Origin of the sequence: Bradyrhizobium sp. Leo170 (assembly GCF_004296405.1) — a bacterium.
In the GTDB taxonomy this organism is placed as follows: domain Bacteria; phylum Pseudomonadota; class Alphaproteobacteria; order Rhizobiales; family Xanthobacteraceae; genus Bradyrhizobium.
In genome coordinates this window covers 1-17,205 of sequence record NZ_PSRR01000172.1, presented here as the reverse complement: position 1 = coordinate 17,205, position 17,205 = coordinate 1, and the positions used below count along the sequence as shown (strand labels likewise).

Annotated in this window: 16 protein-coding genes and 2 pseudogenes; 10 read left to right on the top strand and 8 right to left on the bottom strand. The window is 63.0% G+C overall.

Annotation, left to right across the window (positions count from 1 at the left end; genetic code table 11):
- The 3 genes from CWO89_RS25580 to holA all read left to right on the top strand — a co-directional run.
- On the top strand, positions 1 to 502 hold a 502-nt coding region (locus CWO89_RS25580; protein WP_165421340.1), incomplete at its 5' end, for a class I tRNA ligase family protein.
- Positions 489 to 1,043 (top strand): LPS assembly lipoprotein LptE, encoded by a 555-nt coding sequence (gene lptE / locus CWO89_RS25575; protein ID WP_130581422.1) that lies wholly within the window; start codon positions 489 to 491, stop codon positions 1,041 to 1,043. The genes CWO89_RS25580 and lptE, both read left to right, overlap by 14 nt.
- Before the next feature lie 6 nt (positions 1,044 to 1,049).
- Complete coding sequence (gene holA, locus CWO89_RS25570; protein ID WP_130581421.1) at positions 1,050 to 2,078, top strand: DNA polymerase III subunit delta; 1,029 nt, start codon at positions 1,050 to 1,052, stop codon at positions 2,076 to 2,078.
- Positions 2,079 to 2,204: 126 nt separating this feature from the next.
- On the opposite strand, the gene CWO89_RS25565 is transcribed toward holA, so the two are convergent.
- From CWO89_RS25565 to hemJ, 7 genes and pseudogenes are all read right to left on the bottom strand, one after another.
- A complete protein-coding gene (locus CWO89_RS25565) occupies positions 2,205 to 3,086 on the bottom strand; it encodes a ParB/RepB/Spo0J family partition protein (protein WP_165421339.1) in 882 nt (293 codons plus the stop codon).
- Between the two features lie 144 nt (positions 3,087 to 3,230).
- The gene (locus CWO89_RS25560) at positions 3,231 to 4,082 is read right to left on the bottom strand and encodes a ParA family protein (RefSeq protein WP_130581419.1); all 852 of its coding nucleotides are present in this window, start codon (positions 4,080 to 4,082) and stop codon (positions 3,231 to 3,233) included.
- Positions 4,083 to 4,113: 31 nt separating this feature from the next.
- On the bottom strand, positions 4,114 to 4,779 hold the full coding sequence (rsmG, locus tag CWO89_RS25555) for a 16S rRNA (guanine(527)-N(7))-methyltransferase RsmG (protein WP_463702399.1): 666 nt from the start codon (positions 4,777 to 4,779) through the stop codon (positions 4,114 to 4,116).
- 151 nt (positions 4,780 to 4,930) lie between these two features.
- Positions 4,931 to 6,813 (bottom strand): annotated as a pseudogene (gene mnmG, locus CWO89_RS25550) (tRNA uridine-5-carboxymethylaminomethyl(34) synthesis enzyme MnmG).
- A gap of 185 nt (positions 6,814 to 6,998) precedes the next feature.
- The gene (gene mnmE, locus CWO89_RS25545) at positions 6,999 to 8,333 is read right to left on the bottom strand and encodes a tRNA uridine-5-carboxymethylaminomethyl(34) synthesis GTPase MnmE (RefSeq protein WP_130581418.1); all 1,335 of its coding nucleotides are present in this window, start codon (positions 8,331 to 8,333) and stop codon (positions 6,999 to 7,001) included.
- A 297-nt stretch (positions 8,334 to 8,630) separates the two neighbouring features.
- Positions 8,631 to 9,896, bottom strand: coding sequence for a transcription termination factor Rho (rho, locus tag CWO89_RS25540; RefSeq protein WP_130225505.1), 1,266 nt, complete (start codon positions 9,894 to 9,896; stop codon positions 8,631 to 8,633).
- A gap of 259 nt (positions 9,897 to 10,155) precedes the next feature.
- Positions 10,156 to 10,578, bottom strand: coding sequence for a protoporphyrinogen oxidase HemJ (gene hemJ, locus CWO89_RS25535; RefSeq protein ID WP_130581424.1), 423 nt, complete (start codon positions 10,576 to 10,578; stop codon positions 10,156 to 10,158).
- 459 nt (positions 10,579 to 11,037) lie between these two features.
- Here hemJ and CWO89_RS25530 point away from each other — a divergent pair, with 459 nt between their 5' ends.
- The 4 genes from CWO89_RS25530 to dnaQ are packed head-to-tail and all read left to right on the top strand — an operon-like array spanning position 11,038 to position 13,870.
- Entirely contained in the window at positions 11,038 to 11,883 is an 846-nt protein-coding gene (locus tag CWO89_RS25530; RefSeq protein WP_130581417.1) for a pyruvate, water dikinase regulatory protein, read from the top strand.
- A gap of 10 nt (positions 11,884 to 11,893) precedes the next feature.
- The gene (locus tag CWO89_RS25525) at positions 11,894 to 12,502 is read left to right on the top strand and encodes a Maf family protein (protein ID WP_130581416.1); all 609 of its coding nucleotides are present in this window, start codon (positions 11,894 to 11,896) and stop codon (positions 12,500 to 12,502) included.
- 25 nt (positions 12,503 to 12,527) lie between these two features.
- Positions 12,528 to 13,127, top strand: a complete 600-nt coding sequence (gene coaE, locus CWO89_RS25520) for a dephospho-CoA kinase (RefSeq protein ID WP_130581415.1) — start codon at positions 12,528 to 12,530, stop codon at positions 13,125 to 13,127.
- Positions 13,128 to 13,159: 32 nt separating this feature from the next.
- Positions 13,160 to 13,870, top strand: coding sequence for a DNA polymerase III subunit epsilon (gene dnaQ, locus CWO89_RS25515; RefSeq protein WP_130581414.1), 711 nt, complete (start codon positions 13,160 to 13,162; stop codon positions 13,868 to 13,870).
- An 11-nt stretch (positions 13,871 to 13,881) separates the two neighbouring features.
- Here dnaQ and secB read toward each other — a convergent pair whose 3' ends face one another.
- Positions 13,882 to 14,376: a protein-export chaperone SecB gene (secB, locus tag CWO89_RS25510; RefSeq protein ID WP_130581413.1), complete on the bottom strand. Its 495-nt coding sequence runs from the start codon at positions 14,374 to 14,376 to the stop codon at positions 13,882 to 13,884.
- 416 nt (positions 14,377 to 14,792) lie between these two features.
- Here secB and CWO89_RS25505 point away from each other — a divergent pair, with 416 nt between their 5' ends.
- The 3 genes and pseudogenes from CWO89_RS25505 to CWO89_RS48095 all read left to right on the top strand — a co-directional run.
- A complete protein-coding gene (locus CWO89_RS25505) occupies positions 14,793 to 15,491 on the top strand; it encodes a Tim44/TimA family putative adaptor protein (protein WP_130581412.1) in 699 nt (232 codons plus the stop codon).
- Positions 15,469 to 16,995, top strand: coding sequence for a murein transglycosylase A (gene mltA, locus CWO89_RS25500; RefSeq protein ID WP_165421338.1), 1,527 nt, complete (start codon positions 15,469 to 15,471; stop codon positions 16,993 to 16,995). Before CWO89_RS25505 ends, mltA begins: the two co-directional genes overlap by 23 nt.
- Positions 16,992 to 17,205, top strand: a pseudogene (locus CWO89_RS48095) (Smr/MutS family protein); the annotation flags it as partial. The gene mltA and the pseudogene CWO89_RS48095, both read left to right, overlap by 4 nt.

Genomic DNA, 17,205 nt, shown 5'->3' with positions numbered 1-17,205 from the left:
CGAGGCGACCGCCTTGCGCAAGGCGGCCCATGGCGCGCTGGACAAGGTGTCCTCCGGGATCGAGCGGCTGCATTTCAATGTCTGCCTCGCCCATATCCGGGAATTCACCAATGCACTCGCCGAGACCCTGGCCAAGGGCGGCAAGCCTGCCCCCGACGTCGCCTGGGCGGTTCGGGAAGCCGCGGTCATCCTCGTTCAACTGTTCGCGCCCATGATGCCGCACCTCGCCGAGGAATGCTGGCAGGTTTTGGGCCAGGAAGGGCTGATTTCGGAGGCGTCCTGGCCCCAAATCGAACGCGATTTGCTGGTTGAAGACAGCGTGACCCTGGTCGTGCAGGTCAATGGCAAGAAGCGGGGTGATGTTACCGTGCCACGGGCGGCGGAAAATCCTGAGATCGAGGCTGCCGTTCTGGCGCTTGATGCGGTAAAAGCCGCCTTGGACGGCAAGCCCGTCCGCAAGGTGATCGTGGTGCCCATGAGGATCGTGAATGTCGTCGGCTAGGATCCGGATCGCTCTCCGGCTCGTCGCGGTGGCCGCTTTGGCCGCGGTGACGGCAGGTTGTTTCCAGCCGATGTATGCCGAGCATACCGACGGCACGCCGGCGTTGCGCGAGAAGCTGATGGGCATCGAGCTCCCGCCGATCAGCGACAAGCCGAACGCGTCCCGCGAGGCCCGCATCGGCGTGGAAGTCCGCAATGCGCTGGCGTTCAAGCTCTATGGCAACGCCACCGGCATGCCGCCGACCCATCGACTGGTGATCCGGTTCACGACCAGCCGCTCCTCGCTGATGATCGATCCGAACACCGCGCTGCCGACCGGCGAGAATTTCGGCATCGACGCGCAATACAATCTGGTCGATATCGCCTCCAACAAGTCGGTGATGACGGGCTCCACCTTCTCGCGGGTGTCCTACGACATGCCGGGCTCCTACCAGCGCTTCACCCGCACGCGCGCCTTGCGCGACGCCGAAGATCGCGCCGCGCAGGAGATCGCGGACAACATCAATACCCGGCTGGCGTCCTTCTTCACCGCCGGGACCTGATCGCCGTTGGTCGCGCTCCGCGGAAAAGAAATCGACGCCTTCCTCGCCCGGCCCGATCCAGGCCGTCCGATCATCCTGCTCTACGGCCCCGACGCCGGCCTCGTGCGCGAGCGCGCCGATGCGCTGATGGCTTCCGCAGTCGATGACCCCAACGATCCGTTCTCTCTGGTCCGCCTCGACGGCGACGACCTTGCCGCCGAGCCTTCGCGATTGGTCGATGAAGCGATGACGGTGCCGCTGTTCGGCGGGCGGCGCGCGATCCGCGTCCGCGCCGGCTCGCGCAATTTTGCCAGCGGCGTCGAGACGCTCGCCGATTCGCCGGTGAAGGATTGCCGCATCGTGATCGAGGCCGGCGATATCAGGCCGGACTCGCCGCTGCGCAAGATCTGCGAGCGCGCCAAGAATGCGGTGGCGATCGGCTGCTATCCCGACACCGAGCGCGATCTCGCCAAGCTGATCGACGACGAACTGCGGGCCTCCGGCCTGCGCATCGCGTCCGACGCCCGCGCGGTGCTGATGTCGCTGCTCGGCGGCGACCGCCAGGCCTCTCGCAACGAAGTGCGCAAGCTCACGCTCTACGCCCATGGCAAAGGCGAGGTCACGCTCGAGGATGTGATGACGGTGGTCTCCGACGCATCCGAGCTGAAGCTCGATCCGATCGTGGACAGTGCCTTCGCCGGCAATGCCGCGGCAGTCGAGACCGAGTTCGCGAAAGCGATGGTCGCCGGCACCTATCCCGGCGTCATCATCGCAGCCGCGCAGCGCCAGGCGGCCTGGCTGCACAAATCAGCGCTGGCGATTGCCGATGGTGCGCCGGCCTCGTCGGTGCTGGAGGGCGGATTTCCGCGATTGCATTTCTCGCGGAAAGGCGCGGTCGAAATCGCACTCCGCAATCTCAGCCCGCAGCGGCTGGTCGGCATCATCGAGCAGCTCGGCACCGCGGCGCTCGACATGCGCAAGCAGAATGCGCTCGCCGCCGTAATCGCGCAACGCGCCCTGCTCTCGATCGCCGCGAATGCGCGGCGGCGGGGATGAGACACGACGCACCCCAAGGCGTCATTGCGAGCGAAGCGAAGCAATCCATCTCGCTACTTGCGGCAGCATGGATTGCTTCGTCGCTATCGCTCCTCGCAATGACGAGGCGGGACGAGCGTGGCTAAACTAACCGCCCTCGAGCCGGCGCATCACCTCGTCGAGCTGCTCGAGGCTGCGGTAGCTGATCTGCACGGTGCCGCCGGGGTCGCGATGGTTGACGCTGACGGTCAAGCCCAGCGCATCGGAGACGCGCTTCTCCAGCGCGAGCGTGTCGGGGTCCTTCTCCTTGCCGGCGCCGGCGCGCGCCTTCTGCGGCTTGCGCACCGGCACGCCCTCGTCATGCGCCAGCGCTTCGGCCTGGCGCACGTTGAGGCCTTCCGCGACGATGCGCTTGGCGGCGCTGACAGGATCGGGCACGCCGATCAGCGCGCGTGCATGCCCTGCCGTCAACTCGCCGCTCGCGATGAAGGCCTGCACCTCGGCGGGCAGCTTGGTCAGCCGCATCATGTTGGCGACATGGCTGCGGCTCTTGCCGACGTCCCGCGCGATATCTTCCTGGCTGCGTTTGAACTCGTTGGCGAGCGCGTGATAGCCCTGCGCCTCTTCCATCGGGTTGAGGTCTTCGCGCTGCACGTTCTCGATGATCATCATCTCGAGCGCGTCGCTATCGCTGACCTCGATCGGGACGATCGGGACCTCATGCAGGCCGGCGAGCTGGGAGGCGCGCCAGCGCCGCTCGCCGGCGATGATCTCGTAGCGGTCCTGCGCGCCCTTGACCGGCCGCACCACGATCGGCTGGATCACGCCTCGCTGCTTGATCGAATCGGCGAGCTCACGGAGCTCGGCATCGGCAAAACTGCGGCGCGGATTGCGCGGATTGGCCTTGAGGAATTCGATCGGCACCTTGCGCTGCGTGCGCGGCCGCTCGACATGCGCGGCCTCACCGCCGACGTCTCCGATCAGACTTGCAAGCCCACGGCCCAGTCGCGAACGCGCTTCGTCGGCCATTGTCGCCAGCTCCCTTGGATTCACGTAGCAAACTCCGAAAACAGAATCTTGGATCGTAGGGTGGGCAAGGCGAAGCGTGCCCACCAGGCGGCGTGGAGGAAGATGGCGGGCACGGCGAAGACGCCTTTGCCCACCCTACCCTCGTCAATCCGCGCGCAACTCGCGTTCGCGCTGGATCACTTCGGTGGCGAGCTTGAGGTAGGCTTCGCTGCCGACGCATTTGAGGTCGTAGACCAGCACCGGCTTGCCGTAGGACGGCGCTTCGGAGATGCGCACGTTGCGCGGGATCATGGTGTTGTAGACCTTGCTGCCCATGAACTGCCGGACGTCGGCAACGACCTGGTTCGACAGGTTGTTGCGGGAATCGAACATCGTCAGCACGATGCCGTGGATCGACAGGTTCGGATTGAGCGTCGAGCGCACCTGCTCGACCGTCTGCAAGAGCTGCGACAAACCTTCGAGCGCGAAGAACTCGCACTGCAGCGGCACCAGGATCGCGTCCGACGCCGCCATCGCATTCACGGTCAGCAGGTTGAGCGACGGCGGGCAATCGATCAGCACATAGGTGTAGTCGGCATCCGGCGAGGTGTTGTTGTTGAGCCCGGCGATCGCGTCGCGCAGACGGAACGCGCGGCCCGGCGTCGTGCCAAGTTCGAGCTCGAGACCGGAGAGATCCATGGTGGAAGGAGCGATGTGAAGTCGCGGCACCGCGGTCGCCACAACCGCCTCGCGCAGCGGTGCCTCGCCGATCAGAACGTCATAGGTCGAGCAGCCCCGATTGCGCCGGTCGATGCCGAGCCCGGTCGATGCATTGCCCTGCGGGTCGAGATCGACAACCAGGACCCGCTCGCCGATGGCCGCGAGTGCAGTCCCAAGATTGATCGCTGTGGTTGTCTTACCGACGCCCCCTTTTTGGTTGGCGAGCGACAAAATGCGCGGATGGCCGGCTGGTTGTGGCGGCCTATCCTCTTGATAAACCTCATCAATTACGGTCATATCGTTGCCCTGCTGATCCCCTGCGTGAAGCTCAACGTCGCCCAATGGAGTCGAGCTCGACAATCCAGCCGTGCCCGCCGGTTCGGCTGGGATGAAGTTGCGGCTTAATTGTCCAATATTTAGTGGCTTCGGTCAATTCAGCCTCTACATCTTGGCCCTTGAGAAACAGCGCTTTTGCACCCTTTCGCACAAGCGGTTCCGCGAAGCCGATGAGCTGATGTAGCGGAGCCAGCGCCCGCGCGGTCACGCAATCGATGGGCCCGCTGATTCTTTCCACAATATCCCCGATGTCAGCCAGATGCACCGTCCCCGGCGCATCAGTCACGCGCAACGCTTCGCGAAGAAAGGCCGCTTTCTTGGCGTTGCGCTCAACCAGATGGACGGAGGTGCCAGGCGTATGTGCGCGCGCGCAGGCGAGCACAACACCGGGAAAGCCGCCCCCGCTGCCGAGGTCGACCCAGACCTTGGCCGTTGGAGCGAGGTCAAGCAATTGCAGCGAATCAGCGATGTGACGGGTCCAGAGTTCGGGCAGCGTCGATGGCGCGACGAGATTGGTCTTGGCCTGCCACTCCAGGAGAAGCGCGACGTAGCGATCGAGGCGGGCTTCCGTTTCACGTGAAACGGGGGTGAGGGTGAGTGCCGCCGTCTTATCGGCAACCGCGCTCCGTTGTGCTGTATTCGGCGGTGCTTTGATCATCGGTTCGGGAGTGCCAGTCTGGAAGCAAGCCATCATTGCGAGCAAAGCGAAGCAATCCACTGATTCGATCCGCGAGGGAAGATGTGGATTGCTTCGCTGCGCTCGCAATGACGACGGCGTTGGAGGACCGCGCCTGTTTCACGTGAAACGCCTACGCCGTCGCCTTCGCCATCTTCCGCCGTGCCTCACGGCGCAGATAGGCGGCCAGGATGCCCAGCGCCGCCGGGGTCATTCCGTCGATCCGTCCTGCCTGACCGACGGTCCGCGGCCGCGCAGCCTTCAGCTTGGCGCGCGCCTCATTGGAGAGGCCGGGTACGTCATCATAGTCGACGCCGGTCAAGACAAGTCCCTCGTCGCGGCGGAAAGCGTCGACATCGGCGATCTGGCGCTTGAGATAGACATCGTATTTCGCGTCGATCTCCAGGTGGACGGCAATCGATGGATCAATGGCCGACAGCTCCGGCCAGATGCCGCGGAGCGTCGACCACTCCACTTCGGGGTAGGAGAGCAGTTCAAAGGCGGAGCGACGGACGCCATCGCGGTTCAGCGCGAGCCCGTGTTTCGTGGCCTCGTTGGGTGTGATGGAAAGCGATCTGGCCAGCGCCTTGGCAGCATTCAGCGCCGCCATCTTCGCGGCGTGGCGCCTGGAGCGAGCCTGGCCGACGCACCCCAACGCAATCCCTTTATCCGTCAGCCGCTGATCGGCGTTGTCGGCCCGCAGCGTCAGCCGGTATTCGGCCCGGGAGGTGAACATCCGATAAGGTTCGGTGATCCCGCGCGTGACGAGGTCATCGATCATCACACCGAGATAGCCGTCAGCGCGGTCGAAAACAATCGGATCGGTGCCGCCGGCAGAGAGCGCCGCATTCAAGCCGGCGACAACCCCCTGCCCCGCGGCTTCCTCATATCCGGTTGTGCCATTGATCTGACCAGCCAGGAACAGGCCTGGCAATCGCTTGGTCTCAAGTGTCGGCTCGAGCTCGCGCGGATCGACATGGTCGTACTCGATCGCATAGCCCGGCCGGATCATCCTGACCTGCTCGAGACCCGGAATGGAAGCGAGGATCGCCTGCTGAACCTCCTCCGGGAGCGAGGTCGAGATACCGTTGGGATAAACGGTGTTGTCGTCGAGGCCTTCGGGCTCCAGAAAGATCTGGTGGCCATCGCGGTCCCCAAAGCGGACAATCTTGTCCTCGATCGAGGGGCAATAGCGCGGCCCGGTGCTCTTGATCTGCCCGGAATACATCGGTGATCGGTGCACATTGGCCCGGATCACCTCATGCGTGCTGGGTGTGGTGCGGGTGATCCCGCACTGGATCTGCGGCGTGGTGATCCGATCCGTCATGATGGAGAACGGCTCAGGCGGATCATCGCCGGGCTGCATCTCGACCGCAGACCAGTCGATCGTGGTGCCATCCAGGCGCGGTGGCGTCCCGGTCTTCAAACGGCCAAGCGTAAAGCCCAGGCGCTCGAACGAGGCCGAAAGCCCCATGGCCGGCGCCTCGCCGACGCGGCCGGCCGGCCAATTCTTCTCGCCGAGATGGATCAAGCCGCGCAGGAAGGTGCCAGTCGTGATCACGACGGCGCCGGCAGACAGGACCCGTCCGTCCCAAGGCGGATGCCGCTGATACGCCCATTGGCGGTCAGAAGATCATCCGCCTCACCCTCCACCACGCTCAGGTTGGCGGTTTCGAGGATCGCGGCCTGCATGGCAGCGGCATAGAGCTTCCGGTCTGCCTGAGCACGAGGCCCGCGGACGGCAGGGCCCTTGCGACGGTTCAGCATCCGAAACTGAATGCCGCCGGCATCAGCGACCCGACCCATCAGACCGTCCAACGCGTCAACTTCGCGGACCAAATGGCCCTTGCCGAGGCCCCCAATCGCGGGATTGCAGGACATCGCGCCAATGGTCGAAAAACGGTGCGTCACCAGAGCCGTCTTCGCGCCCATCCGGGCGGCCGCGCTGGCGGCCTCGCAGCCGGCATGGCCGCCACCGATGACGATGACGTCGAATGAAAGCGATTGGGTAGACATGCGCGAACTTCTAGCGCGGAGCGGTGAAAGTCGAAAGACAAGTTTCAACGATCTGATCTGGCGCTGTTTCACGTGAAACAAGGTGCGAGTCTTGGCTCACGGTCCCATGTGAGCCCCGCCGGCTGTTTCACGTGAAACAGCGACCCGCCCTTTTCACTGACTCAGGGGCCTACTGATCCAGCGGCCTACTTCCCGACGCAGAACTCTCGAAAGATCACGTCGAGGATGTCCTCAACGTCCACACGGCCGAGAAGCCGTCCAAGGCTATAGGAGGCCGCCCGCAGCTCCTCCGCGGCCAGTTCTTCGCCCGCCCCGACCACGTCGATCGCCCGACGCAACGAGTCGGCCGTCTCCTGCAAGAGCTTGCGCTGACGCGTCCGGGTAATTAGACCGCCTTCACCCGATCCGAAATAGTCGTGCGCAAAGCCAACGAGGGCTGTGATCAGTTCCGGAATGCCGTCCCCATTCCGAGCCGAGATCCTGAAGGAGGCGGACGCAGATCCAGATCCCGACAGTCCGGAGGTCGAAGCATCCAGATCGATCTTGTTACGCACCAGCCAAACCGGCACCGATCCTTGATGTGAAATCGCCGCGCTCGTCCGGTCGGTGAGCCACAATACCAGGTCGGCCTCCTCGGCGCGGGCACGGGCGCGGCGCACCCCTTCCTGCTCGACCGGATCGTCGGTCTCGCGGATCCCCGCGGTGTCGATCACCGTCACCGGGTAGCCGTCGAGATCGAGCTGCACTTCAATGACGTCGCGCGTGGTGCCGGCGTGCGGCGAGACGATGGCGACGTCGCGCCGCGCAAGCTGGTTGATCAGGGTCGACTTGCCGACATTCGGGGGGCCCGCGATTGCGACCACCAGGCCATCGCGGAGTCGTTCGCTCTGCGCCTGGGCCGCCAGCACCTGCTGAATTTCAGTCAGTAGCGCTTTGACCTTCCTGAGCGCCGGCGCGATCAATTCCGCCGGCACATCGCCCTCGTCGGAAAAATCGATACCGGCCTCGATCAGCGCCGACGCCTCGATGATCTCAGCGCGCCAGTCGCGTGCGCGATCGCCGAGCAGCCCCTTCAACTGGCGCAGCGCCTGGCGACGCTGCCGGTCCGTGTCGGCATGAATAAGGTCGTCGAGACCCTCGGCCTCGGTCAGATCGAGCTTGCCGTTCTCGAATGCGCGGCGGGTGAATTCGCCAGCCTCGGCGGGCCTAATGCCATCAACCCCAGCTATCGCATTGAACACCGCGCCGAGCACAGCCCGCCCGCCATGGACATGAAATTCGGTGACGTCCTCGCCCGTGGCGCTCGCGGGCGCGGGAAACCAGAGGACCACCGCATCGTCGATCGGCTGGCCGGCCGCATCCTGCAGCAGTGCTCTGGTCGCCATCCGCGCCGACGGAATCCTGCCGGCCAACTTCACCAATACCGGACCGGCTTGCGGCCCCGACACCCTGACGATGGCGATCGCACTTGGCGGCCGCCCCGAGGAAAGCGCAAAGATGGTCTGGTCTCGCGGATGCATCGCGTATTTGTTAGCGAACGGCCGGGAAAGCAACGCACAATTCGCGCGCTTGATTGTTCGCGCTTTTGCTGCGGTGCAACAAACAGTCTCTCTTGTTGTAGCAATTGTGCAGCAATCTGCTGCGACACCCGCGCCGCAAACCTGCCAGCAGGTCCGCCCGTCGAAGAAATATAGGACTTGTCAGATACTTAGATGACAGGAAATTTTGGGCAAACAAACACCCGCTTATGCTGCAGCCGTGCCGCAGCATAAGCGGGTTTATTGCGTCGCAACGTAAGCGGGCCAACCGGCCGCCGCTTACGTGTTCATCGAATCGAAGAACTCGGAGTTGCTCTTGGTGTTCCGGAGCTTGTCGAGCAGGAAGTCGATGGCGTCCATCGTGCCCATCGGATTAAGGATCCGGCGCAGCACGTACATCTTCTTCAGGAGCTGCGGATCGGTGATCAGCTCTTCCTTGCGCGTGCCGGAGCGGGAAATGTCGATCGCGGGGAAGGTCCGCTTGTCCGAGACCTTGCGGTCGAGGATCAATTCGGAGTTACCGGTGCCCTTGAACTCTTCGAAGATCACTTCGTCCATGCGGCTTCCGGTATCGACCAGCGCGGTGGCGATGATGGTGAGCGAGCCGCCCTCCTCGATATTGCGGGCCGCACCGAAGAAGCGCTTCGGCCGCTGCAGGGCGTTGGCGTCGACACCGCCGGTCAGCACCTTGCCGGATGACGGCACCACCGTGTTGTAGGCGCGGCCCAGGCGCGTAATCGAGTCGAGCAGGATCACCACGTCGCGGCCATGCTCGACCAGGCGCTTGGCCTTCTCGATCACCATTTCTGCCACCTGGACGTGACGCACGGCCGGCTCGTCGAAGGTCGAGGACACCACCTCACCCTTCACCGATCGCTGCATGTCGGTGACTTCTTCCGGACGCTCGTCGATCAGAAGCACGATCAGATAGCATTCGGGATGATTGTGCGTGATCGAATGCGCGATGTTCTGCATCAGCACGGTCTTACCCGTGCGCGGCGGCGCCACGATCAAGGCGCGCTGGCCCTTGCCGATCGGCGCAACGATGTCGATCACCCTTGCAGAAAGGTCTTTTCGCGTCGGGTCATCGATTTCCATCCGAAACCGCTGATTGGGAAACAGCGGCGTCAGGTTGTCGAAATTGACCTTGTGCTTGGACTTCTCTGGGTCCTCGAAATTGAGCGAATTGACTTTCAGCAGTGCAAAATAGCGCTCGCCCTCTTTCGGGCTGCGGATGTGGCCTTCGATCGTATCGCCGGTGCGCAGGCCGAAGCGGCGGATCTGCGAGGGCGACACGTAGATGTCGTCAGGGCCCGGCAGATAATTGGCATCGGGCGAACGGAGGAAGCCGAAACCATCGGACAAGACCTCGACGACGCCTTCGCCGATAATGTCGGTTTCCTGGATCGCGAGCTGTTTGAGAATGGCGAACATCAGCTCCTGCTTACGCATGGTGCTGGCGTTTTCGACCCCATTTTCCTCGGCAAACGAGACAAGCTCGGCCGGCGTCTTGGACTTGAGGTCTTGAAGTTTGATTTCCCGCATGGGGGTGGTCCTGTGGAGCATTTTTTGAGAAGGGTCTTGCGAGGTGGCTTTGAGAAAAAGCGGACGCAAAAATGAAGGTCCGCAGGTCTAAGCAAGGAAAGCGCCGGTGGGGCTTCAAACCTGATGTGGCGGCCGGCCCGTTGATGGAACCGGAACGCGATCACATCCGCCTGCGTGGGGTGGGATTGAGACAAATATAGAAAATCGGTTTGCGCTCCGCAAGAAGGACTGAAGCCTGATTCGTGGGCAATGAGCCTGCCTAGAACGGCTTGACCACCACCAGGATCACGATGCCGATCATCAGGACCGTCGGCACCTCATTGATAATCCGATAGAATTTCTGACTTCGGGTATTCCGGTCGGCGGCAAAATCCTTCATCCAGCGGGCAAAAAATCCGTGGACGCCGGAGAGCACGAGCACCAGCAGAAGCTTGCCGTGAAGCCAGCCGGAGCTGAACCAGTGACCAGCCCAGGCCAGATAGAGGCCCGCGAGCCAGGTGATGATCATCGCCGGATTGATGATCGCCCTCAGAAGGCGCCGTTCCATCACCTTGAAGGTCTCGGACTGCTTCGAGCCCTTCTCGGCCTCGCAATGATAGACGAACAGCCGCGGCAGATAGAGCATGCCGGCCATCCAGGAGATGACCGCAATGATGTGCAGCGCCTTGATCCACTCGTAGATCCACCCTTGCATCGTGATCGCTGTGCTCCTGGAACATCTCGGACAGTCTCATCGTTCTCTGAGAAGGCCTGCCAGCGAGGTCACCGATACATATCCGCAAGCACCGCTCTCTTAAAACTAATAAATTTTAGAATCTTAGGTTTGAGTCTAAGTGGCCGTGGATTTGACTCACGCAACGCGATCCCTCCGTTCTCGAGCGCTTGTTCACACCGCTCAACAATTCCGCCCCTATCGTCGCGCAGCGAAATATCGTCCGGTGCCTCAAGTGCTTGCAGTGTTCCTTGGCCAGCTTATCAAGAGACAAATTCACATATTCTCACTATCATCCCACCGGCACGGCGGACTTGTCCTCGCAGGAGGCGCTGTGAAGAAAAGGTTTAGATATCCCTAAGGCGGCGATCTCGGCTGAATAGTTGTAGGCAACCTCCACAGGGATTCACAGGATAGACAGAGGTTCTGGTGCCCACATCAGGCAATTACTTTCACCTGCATCTGGTGTCGGACTCAACCGGCGAGACGCTGATCACAGTGGCGCGCGCGGTGGCCGCGCAATACGCCAATGTCTCTCCGGTCGAACACGTTTATCCGCTGGTGCGCAGCCAGAAGCAGCTCGACCGCGTGCTCGATGAAATCGAAGAGTCGCCCGGGATCGTGCTGTTCACGCTGCTCGAGAAAGATCTCGTCAGCCGGCTGGAAGCCAAATGCAGGGAGATCAACGTTCCGAGCCTGTCGATCATTGGCCCGGTGATGCAGTTGTTCGAGGCGTATCTGGGTGCGGCGACCTCGGGTCGTGTCGGCGCGCAGCACGTACTGAACGCGGAATATTTCAAGCGCATCGATGCGCTGAACTACACGATGATGCATGACGACGGCCAGCATGTCGAAGGCCTGGAGGAGGCCGACGTTGTGCTGGTCGGAGTATCCCGCACCTCGAAAACGCCGACGTCGATCTATCTCGCCAACCGCGGCATCCGCACCGCGAATGTCCCACTCGTGCCGGGCATTCCGCTGCCGCATCAACTGGAGCACCTCAAGAAGCCGCTGGTGGTCAGCCTCCATGCGACGCCGGAGCGCCTGATCCAGGTCCGGCAAAACCGGCTCTTGAGCATGGGCGCTGCTTCCGGCAACGACGAATATATCGACAGGCAGGCGGTCGCCGATGAAGTCGCGTTCGCGCGCCGTCTGAGCGCAAAATTCAACTGGGCGCTGCTGGATGTCACGCGACGCTCGATCGAGGAGACCGCCGCAGCGGTGATGAAACTCTATAACGACCGCCAGCGGCAGCGGCCGTGGCCGCCGGAGTGATTCGGCGACCATGACGATCTGGCGCGGAAAAGATCCGCTGATTCTTGCCTCGCAGAGCCGTGCGCGAAAGATGCTGCTGGCCAATGCGGGGATCGAGTTCGAGGCTCTTCCGGCGGATATCGACGAACGGGCGATCCAGGAAAATTCAGGCCTTTCGGCGCCGGCGGAAATTGCGTCGCTGCTGGCGCGCGAAAAGGCCTTGTTTGTTTCCTTGCAGCGGCCGGGACGATTCGTCGTCGGCGCCGACCAGACGCTGGCGCTCGGCGATCGATTGTTCAGTAAACCTGCCGGCCGCGTTCAGGCGGCCGAACAATTGCGTGCGCTCGCGGGTCGGGTTCACGAATTGCATTCCGCCGTTGCCGTCGCCCAAGACGGTAAAATACTGTTTGCCGACATCAGCGTGGCGCGCATGTCGATGCGCCCGCTTCGCGAGGACGGGATCAACGCCTATCTGGGCCAGGCCGGCGAGGCCGTGACCACCAGCGTTGGCGCCTATCAGCTCGAGGGCCTCGGGGTACACCTGTTCGAGCGCATCGACGGCGACCATTTCACCATCCTCGGCCTGCCGCTATTGTCGTTGCTAGCCTTCCTGCGCAGCGAGAATTTGCTGGCAATCTGACATGTTTCCGAGTGATGACTGAAAGATGCTGATACTAGGACTGACCGGCTCGATCGGGATGGGGAAATCCACCACCGGGAAACTGTTCGCGGAAGCCGGCGTTCCCGTCTATGACGCCGACGCGACCGTGCACAAACTCTACGAAGGCGAAGCGGGGCCGGCGATCGAAGCCGCTTTCCCGGGCACCACCGCTGATGGCAAGGTGGATCGCGCAAAGCTTTCCGCGCGCGTGGTCCACGATCCCGCGGCCATGAAGCGGTTGGAGCAGATCGTCCACCCGATGCTCGGCGCCTCCCGGCAGAGATTCTTTGCGGATGCGGAAGCCTCCGGTGCGCCCGTCGTGGTCGTCGACGTGCCGCTGCTGTTCGAGACCGGCGGAGAGAAAAGGGTCGATGCGGTGGTCGTCGTGACGACCTCCCCGGAAATACAGCGCGAGCGCGTTCTGGCACGGGGCACGATGGACGACGAAAAGCTCGATGCGATCCTGGCGCGACAACTGCCCGATGCCGAGAAACGCAAGCGGGCGGATTTCGTGGTGGATACCTCACACGGCCTTGATCCCGTGCGCGCGCAAATCAAGGACATTCTGGCTGAGGTCGTTAAGATGCCGAAGCGGCGAATCTGATTCGCTGGGTATTCTCCGGTCCTAAAAAGTCCATGCGCGAAATCGTTCTCGATACCGAAACCACCGGCCTTGATCCCTTGCGCGGCGATCGGCTTGTCGAGATTGGTTGCATCGAGATCTTCAACCGCATGCCGACCGGCCAAGCCTACCACGTCTACATCAATCCCGAACGGGACATGCCGGCGGAGGCCTTTGCCGTTCACGGCCTCTCGACCGAATTCTTGGCCAGCAAGCCGGTGTTCACCGAAGTGGTCGACGAATTCCTGGCGTTCATCGCCGACACCCCGCTGGTGATCCACAACGCCTCGTTCGACATCAGCTTCATCAATGCCGAACTCGATCGAATCAAGCGGCCGGTGATCGCCAAGGACCGGCTGGTCGACACCTTGCTGCTGGCGCGCCGGAAACATCCGGGCGTGTCGAACCGGCTCGACGATCTCTGCTCGCGCTATTCGATCGATAATTCCCGCCGCACCAAGCACGGCGCGCTTCTCGATGCCGAGCTCCTGGCGGAGGTTTATGTCGACCTGATCGGGGCGCGGCAGTCACAGCTCATCCTGGCCTCGGAAGCCGCGATCACCCAGGTTGGCCATGGCGATATGCCGCGGCGGCAGCGCGAGATTCCGCTGGCGCCGCGAGTGACCGCCGCGGAGCGCGAGGCACACCGCGCCTTCATCGCGACCCTCGGCGACAAGCCAATCTGGAACGATTACCTGCCGGCGGCGGCCGAAGCCGCCGCTTAAATTCCTTAAGATCAGCTCGGTTTCACGCCGGGCGCCGGGGCGGCTTGTGTCGCTGCCTGCCGCTCCATGTTCTGGCGGTACAGGCCGACGAAATCGACGGGATCCAGCATCAAGGGCGGGAAGCCGCCATCGCGTACGGCGGTGGCGATGATCTCGCGCGCGAACGGGAACAACAGCCGCGGGCACTCGATCATCACCAGCGGGTGCAGGTTCTCCTGCGGCACGTTCAGGATCCGGAACACGCCGGCATATTGCAGGTCGAAGCTGAACATCACCTTGCCGGCACTCTCGGCCTTGCCGTCGACCGAAAGCGTCACCTCATATTCGCTCTCGGCGAGGTTTTGGGCCGAAACATTGATCTGGATGTTGATCGCCGGTTGCTGCTGCTGCGGCCCGAGCGAGGCCGGCGCGTTCGGGTTCTCGAACGAGAGATCCTTGGTGTATTGCGCCAGCACGTTGAGCTGGGGCGGGGCCTGCTCGGGGGGTGCGCCGTTGCCGTTGGTCATGGGAAGCTCTCCTGAGCACTGGCGATCGGAGACGGTCTGACGTCCGAAGCCGCAGTTAAGGTTTTGGAAATGCTGGTGCCGGGCGAGTGGCTATCATAGCCCCACAGTGCTCCACAAGGCGACAGTCCTTGATAGCCAAACCTTCGCCGATTTACCGCCGGGATCGTCAATCGCGGCTGAAAGGCGGCACCATTTGCTCCCTAAACATTTGAAGATGCGTGATTTCCAGGCATCATCGGATTTCCCCTCGCCGCCAAAACGCGCTACAATGCCCGCGCCAAAACGCGCCATTGGCCGAGCGGAGTTTCGTGCCTACATGCTGCGGACTCAATTGGCGAGGTAATCTCCGCCGTTCCCTGAGCGGAACGCCCGCTGGGGCGGACCGTTGCCGGTGCAGATCAGAAAGCGAACACGACGTGGATATCTACACCATCATTTTCCTGGCGCTGGCCGTCTTCATTTTCCTGCGCCTGCGTAGTGTCCTCGGACAGCGCACCGGCAGCGAGCGGCCCCCCTATGACCGTGCGGCCCCGAATGTCCTGCAGCGGGACAATAATGTCGTCCCGATGCCGGGCTCGGTGATCGACCAGCCGCCTCCGCTGCCGAGCAAGGACGTGACGCCGCCTTCCGACCGCTGGAAGGGAATTGCCGAACCCAGCACGGCGCTGGCGCAGGGGCTGGATGGCATTGTCGCCCAGGACTCTTCTTTCGATCCGCGCCATTTCATCTCGGGTGCGCGGAGCGCCTATGAGATGATCGTGCTCGCCTTTGCCAATGGCGACCGCCGCGCGTTGCGCGACCTGTTGTCGAGCGAGGTCTATGACAGCTTCGATGCTGCGATCAAGGATCGCGAGAAGCACGAGCAGAAGACCGAGACCCGCTTCGTCTCGATCGACAAGGCCGAGATCGTCGGCGCGGAAGCACGCGACCGTGCGGCGCAGGTCACGGTTCGGTTCGTGTCGCAGATGATTTCCGTCACCCGCGACAAGGCCGGTACCATCGTCGACGGCAATCCGGAAAAGGTCGCCGATATCACCGATGTCTGGACATTCGCCCGCGATACGGCGTCGCGCGATCCGAACTGGAAACTGGTTGGCACTGGAAGCGCCCACTAATCCGCTTCGCCTCGCGCGTCTCACGGCCGCGTGCTGCGCAATCGCTCTTCTATGCTCGACCGCCGCGCTAGAGGCGCGGCCAAGGCACGCCGCGAAAGCGACCAGGCACTCGGCCGTCCAGCACACTCGTCACCTCCCCTATCCGCGGCTGGAGTTGCCGCTGCAGATCAGCGGCAGCCAGTATGAACCGCTGGCCTGGACCGACATGCCAGGCTGGAGCGATGACGATCACCTTGCGGCCTACAAGGCGTTTCGTGCGAGCTGCCGGCCGATCGCCGCCGAGCACGGCCTGCCTTCGGAATCGAAGGCACTCGGCACCTCGTTGCGCGATCCCTGCCGCATCGCCAAGGGCTTGGAGCTCACCGACGAGGCCAAGGCGAAAGCGTTCTTCGAGGAGCATTTCCTTCCGCTGCGCATTTCGCGGCTCGGCGAGGGCGAGGGTTTTGTCACCGGCTATTACGAGCCGGTGCTGGATGGGTCGCGGACCCAGACCGACGTCTACAACGTGCCGGTCTATCGCCGGCCGTCGAACCTGTTCGTCCGCGGCGCCAAGCAGAGCTCGAGCGGTCTGCCGAACAAGGGCCAGGTGTTCCGCAAGATCGGCCGCCGCAAGCTCGTGCCGTATTATGATCGCGCCGAGATCGAGGACGGCGTGATCGCCGGCCGCGGCCTCGAGATCTGCTGGCTCAAGGAGCAGACTGATCTGTTGTTCGCGCAGATTCAGGGCTCGGCGCGGGTGCGCTTCGAGGACGGCTCGACATTGCGCATCAATTATGATGCTCACAACGGCTATCCCTATACGCCGGTCGGCCGCATCCTGATCGACCGCGGCATCGTCCCGAAAGAACAGATGTCGATGCAGAAGATCAGGGACTGGATGGCGCAGAACCCTGATGGCGCCAAGGAATTGCGGCGGCAGAACCGCTCCTATGTATTCTTCCGCGAGGTGCAGCTCTCCGACAAGGATGAAGCGGTCGGCGCGCAGGGCGTGCCGTTGACGCCGGGTCGTTCGATCGCGGTCGACAAGGCGCTGCACGTCTATGGCACGCCGTTCTTCATCGAGGGCGAATTGCCGATCGAATCCGAGCAGTCGAAGACGCCGTTCCGCCGCCTGATGATCGCGCAGGATACCGGCTCGGCGATCGTCGGCCCCGCCCGCGCAGACCTTTACTTCGGCGCCGGGGCCGATGCCGGAAAAGTCTCGGGCCGGCTGCGGCATAGTATGCGCTTCGTGATGCTGGTGCCGAGGAGCCTCGATCCCGTCGCGCGCGGGCGCAGGATGCCGGTGCCGGATGAGCGGCCGTCGGAAAAGATCGCGAAGCTATTTCCGCAAACCGATCCGAAGGAAAAGAGCGCGGCGAAGCCCGTGGATGCTTCCGCTGCATCGGGCGCGCAAGCTGCATCCGTCGCAAGGCCGGTGCCGCTGCCGGAGCGGCGGCCCGGCATCAAGGCGGGGGATGAGCGGCGCCATCGGCATTTCCGCCATCACCGCTATTACAGATGAAGCGTCCCGTTCCGATTGCAGATCCCGCGCCGCCGCGGCGAAGGCGCGCGCTCAGCCAAGAAGAGCGTGCGCTGTGGGAAGGCGTTGCAAAGCAAGTCAAGCCACTGCGCAAACGCCACCCCGTTGCGAAGGCGCACGCCGCGCCCGAAGTGGAGACCAAGGCCGCCGCGAAGCCGGTTGCCCCGGCAAAGCCGATCCCGGCGAAGTCAG

Excerpts from the sequence above, each read along its gene's own strand:
- rsmG (WP_463702399.1), bottom strand. The coding sequence starts at position 4,779 with ATGATCAAAGCACCGCCGAATACAGCACAACGGAGCGCGGTTGCCGAT.
- CWO89_RS25560 (WP_130581419.1), bottom strand. The coding sequence starts at position 4,082 with ATGACCGTAATTGATGAGGTTTATCAAGAGGATAGGCCGCCACAACCA.
- lptE (WP_130581422.1), top strand. The coding sequence starts at position 489 with ATGTCGTCGGCTAGGATCCGGATCGCTCTCCGGCTCGTCGCGGTGGCC.
- dnaQ (WP_130581414.1), top strand. The coding sequence starts at position 13,160 with ATGCGCGAAATCGTTCTCGATACCGAAACCACCGGCCTTGATCCCTTG.
- CWO89_RS25565 (WP_165421339.1), bottom strand. The coding sequence starts at position 3,086 with ATGGCCGACGAAGCGCGTTCGCGACTGGGCCGTGGGCTTGCAAGTCTG.
- CWO89_RS25525 (WP_130581416.1), top strand. The coding sequence starts at position 11,894 with ATGACGATCTGGCGCGGAAAAGATCCGCTGATTCTTGCCTCGCAGAGC.
- mnmE (WP_130581418.1), bottom strand. The coding sequence starts at position 8,333 with ATGCATCCGCGAGACCAGACCATCTTTGCGCTTTCCTCGGGGCGGCCG.
- rho (WP_130225505.1), bottom strand. The coding sequence starts at position 9,896 with ATGCGGGAAATCAAACTTCAAGACCTCAAGTCCAAGACGCCGGCCGAG.
- secB (WP_130581413.1), bottom strand. The coding sequence starts at position 14,376 with ATGACCAACGGCAACGGCGCACCCCCCGAGCAGGCCCCGCCCCAGCTC.
- coaE (WP_130581415.1), top strand. The coding sequence starts at position 12,528 with ATGCTGATACTAGGACTGACCGGCTCGATCGGGATGGGGAAATCCACC.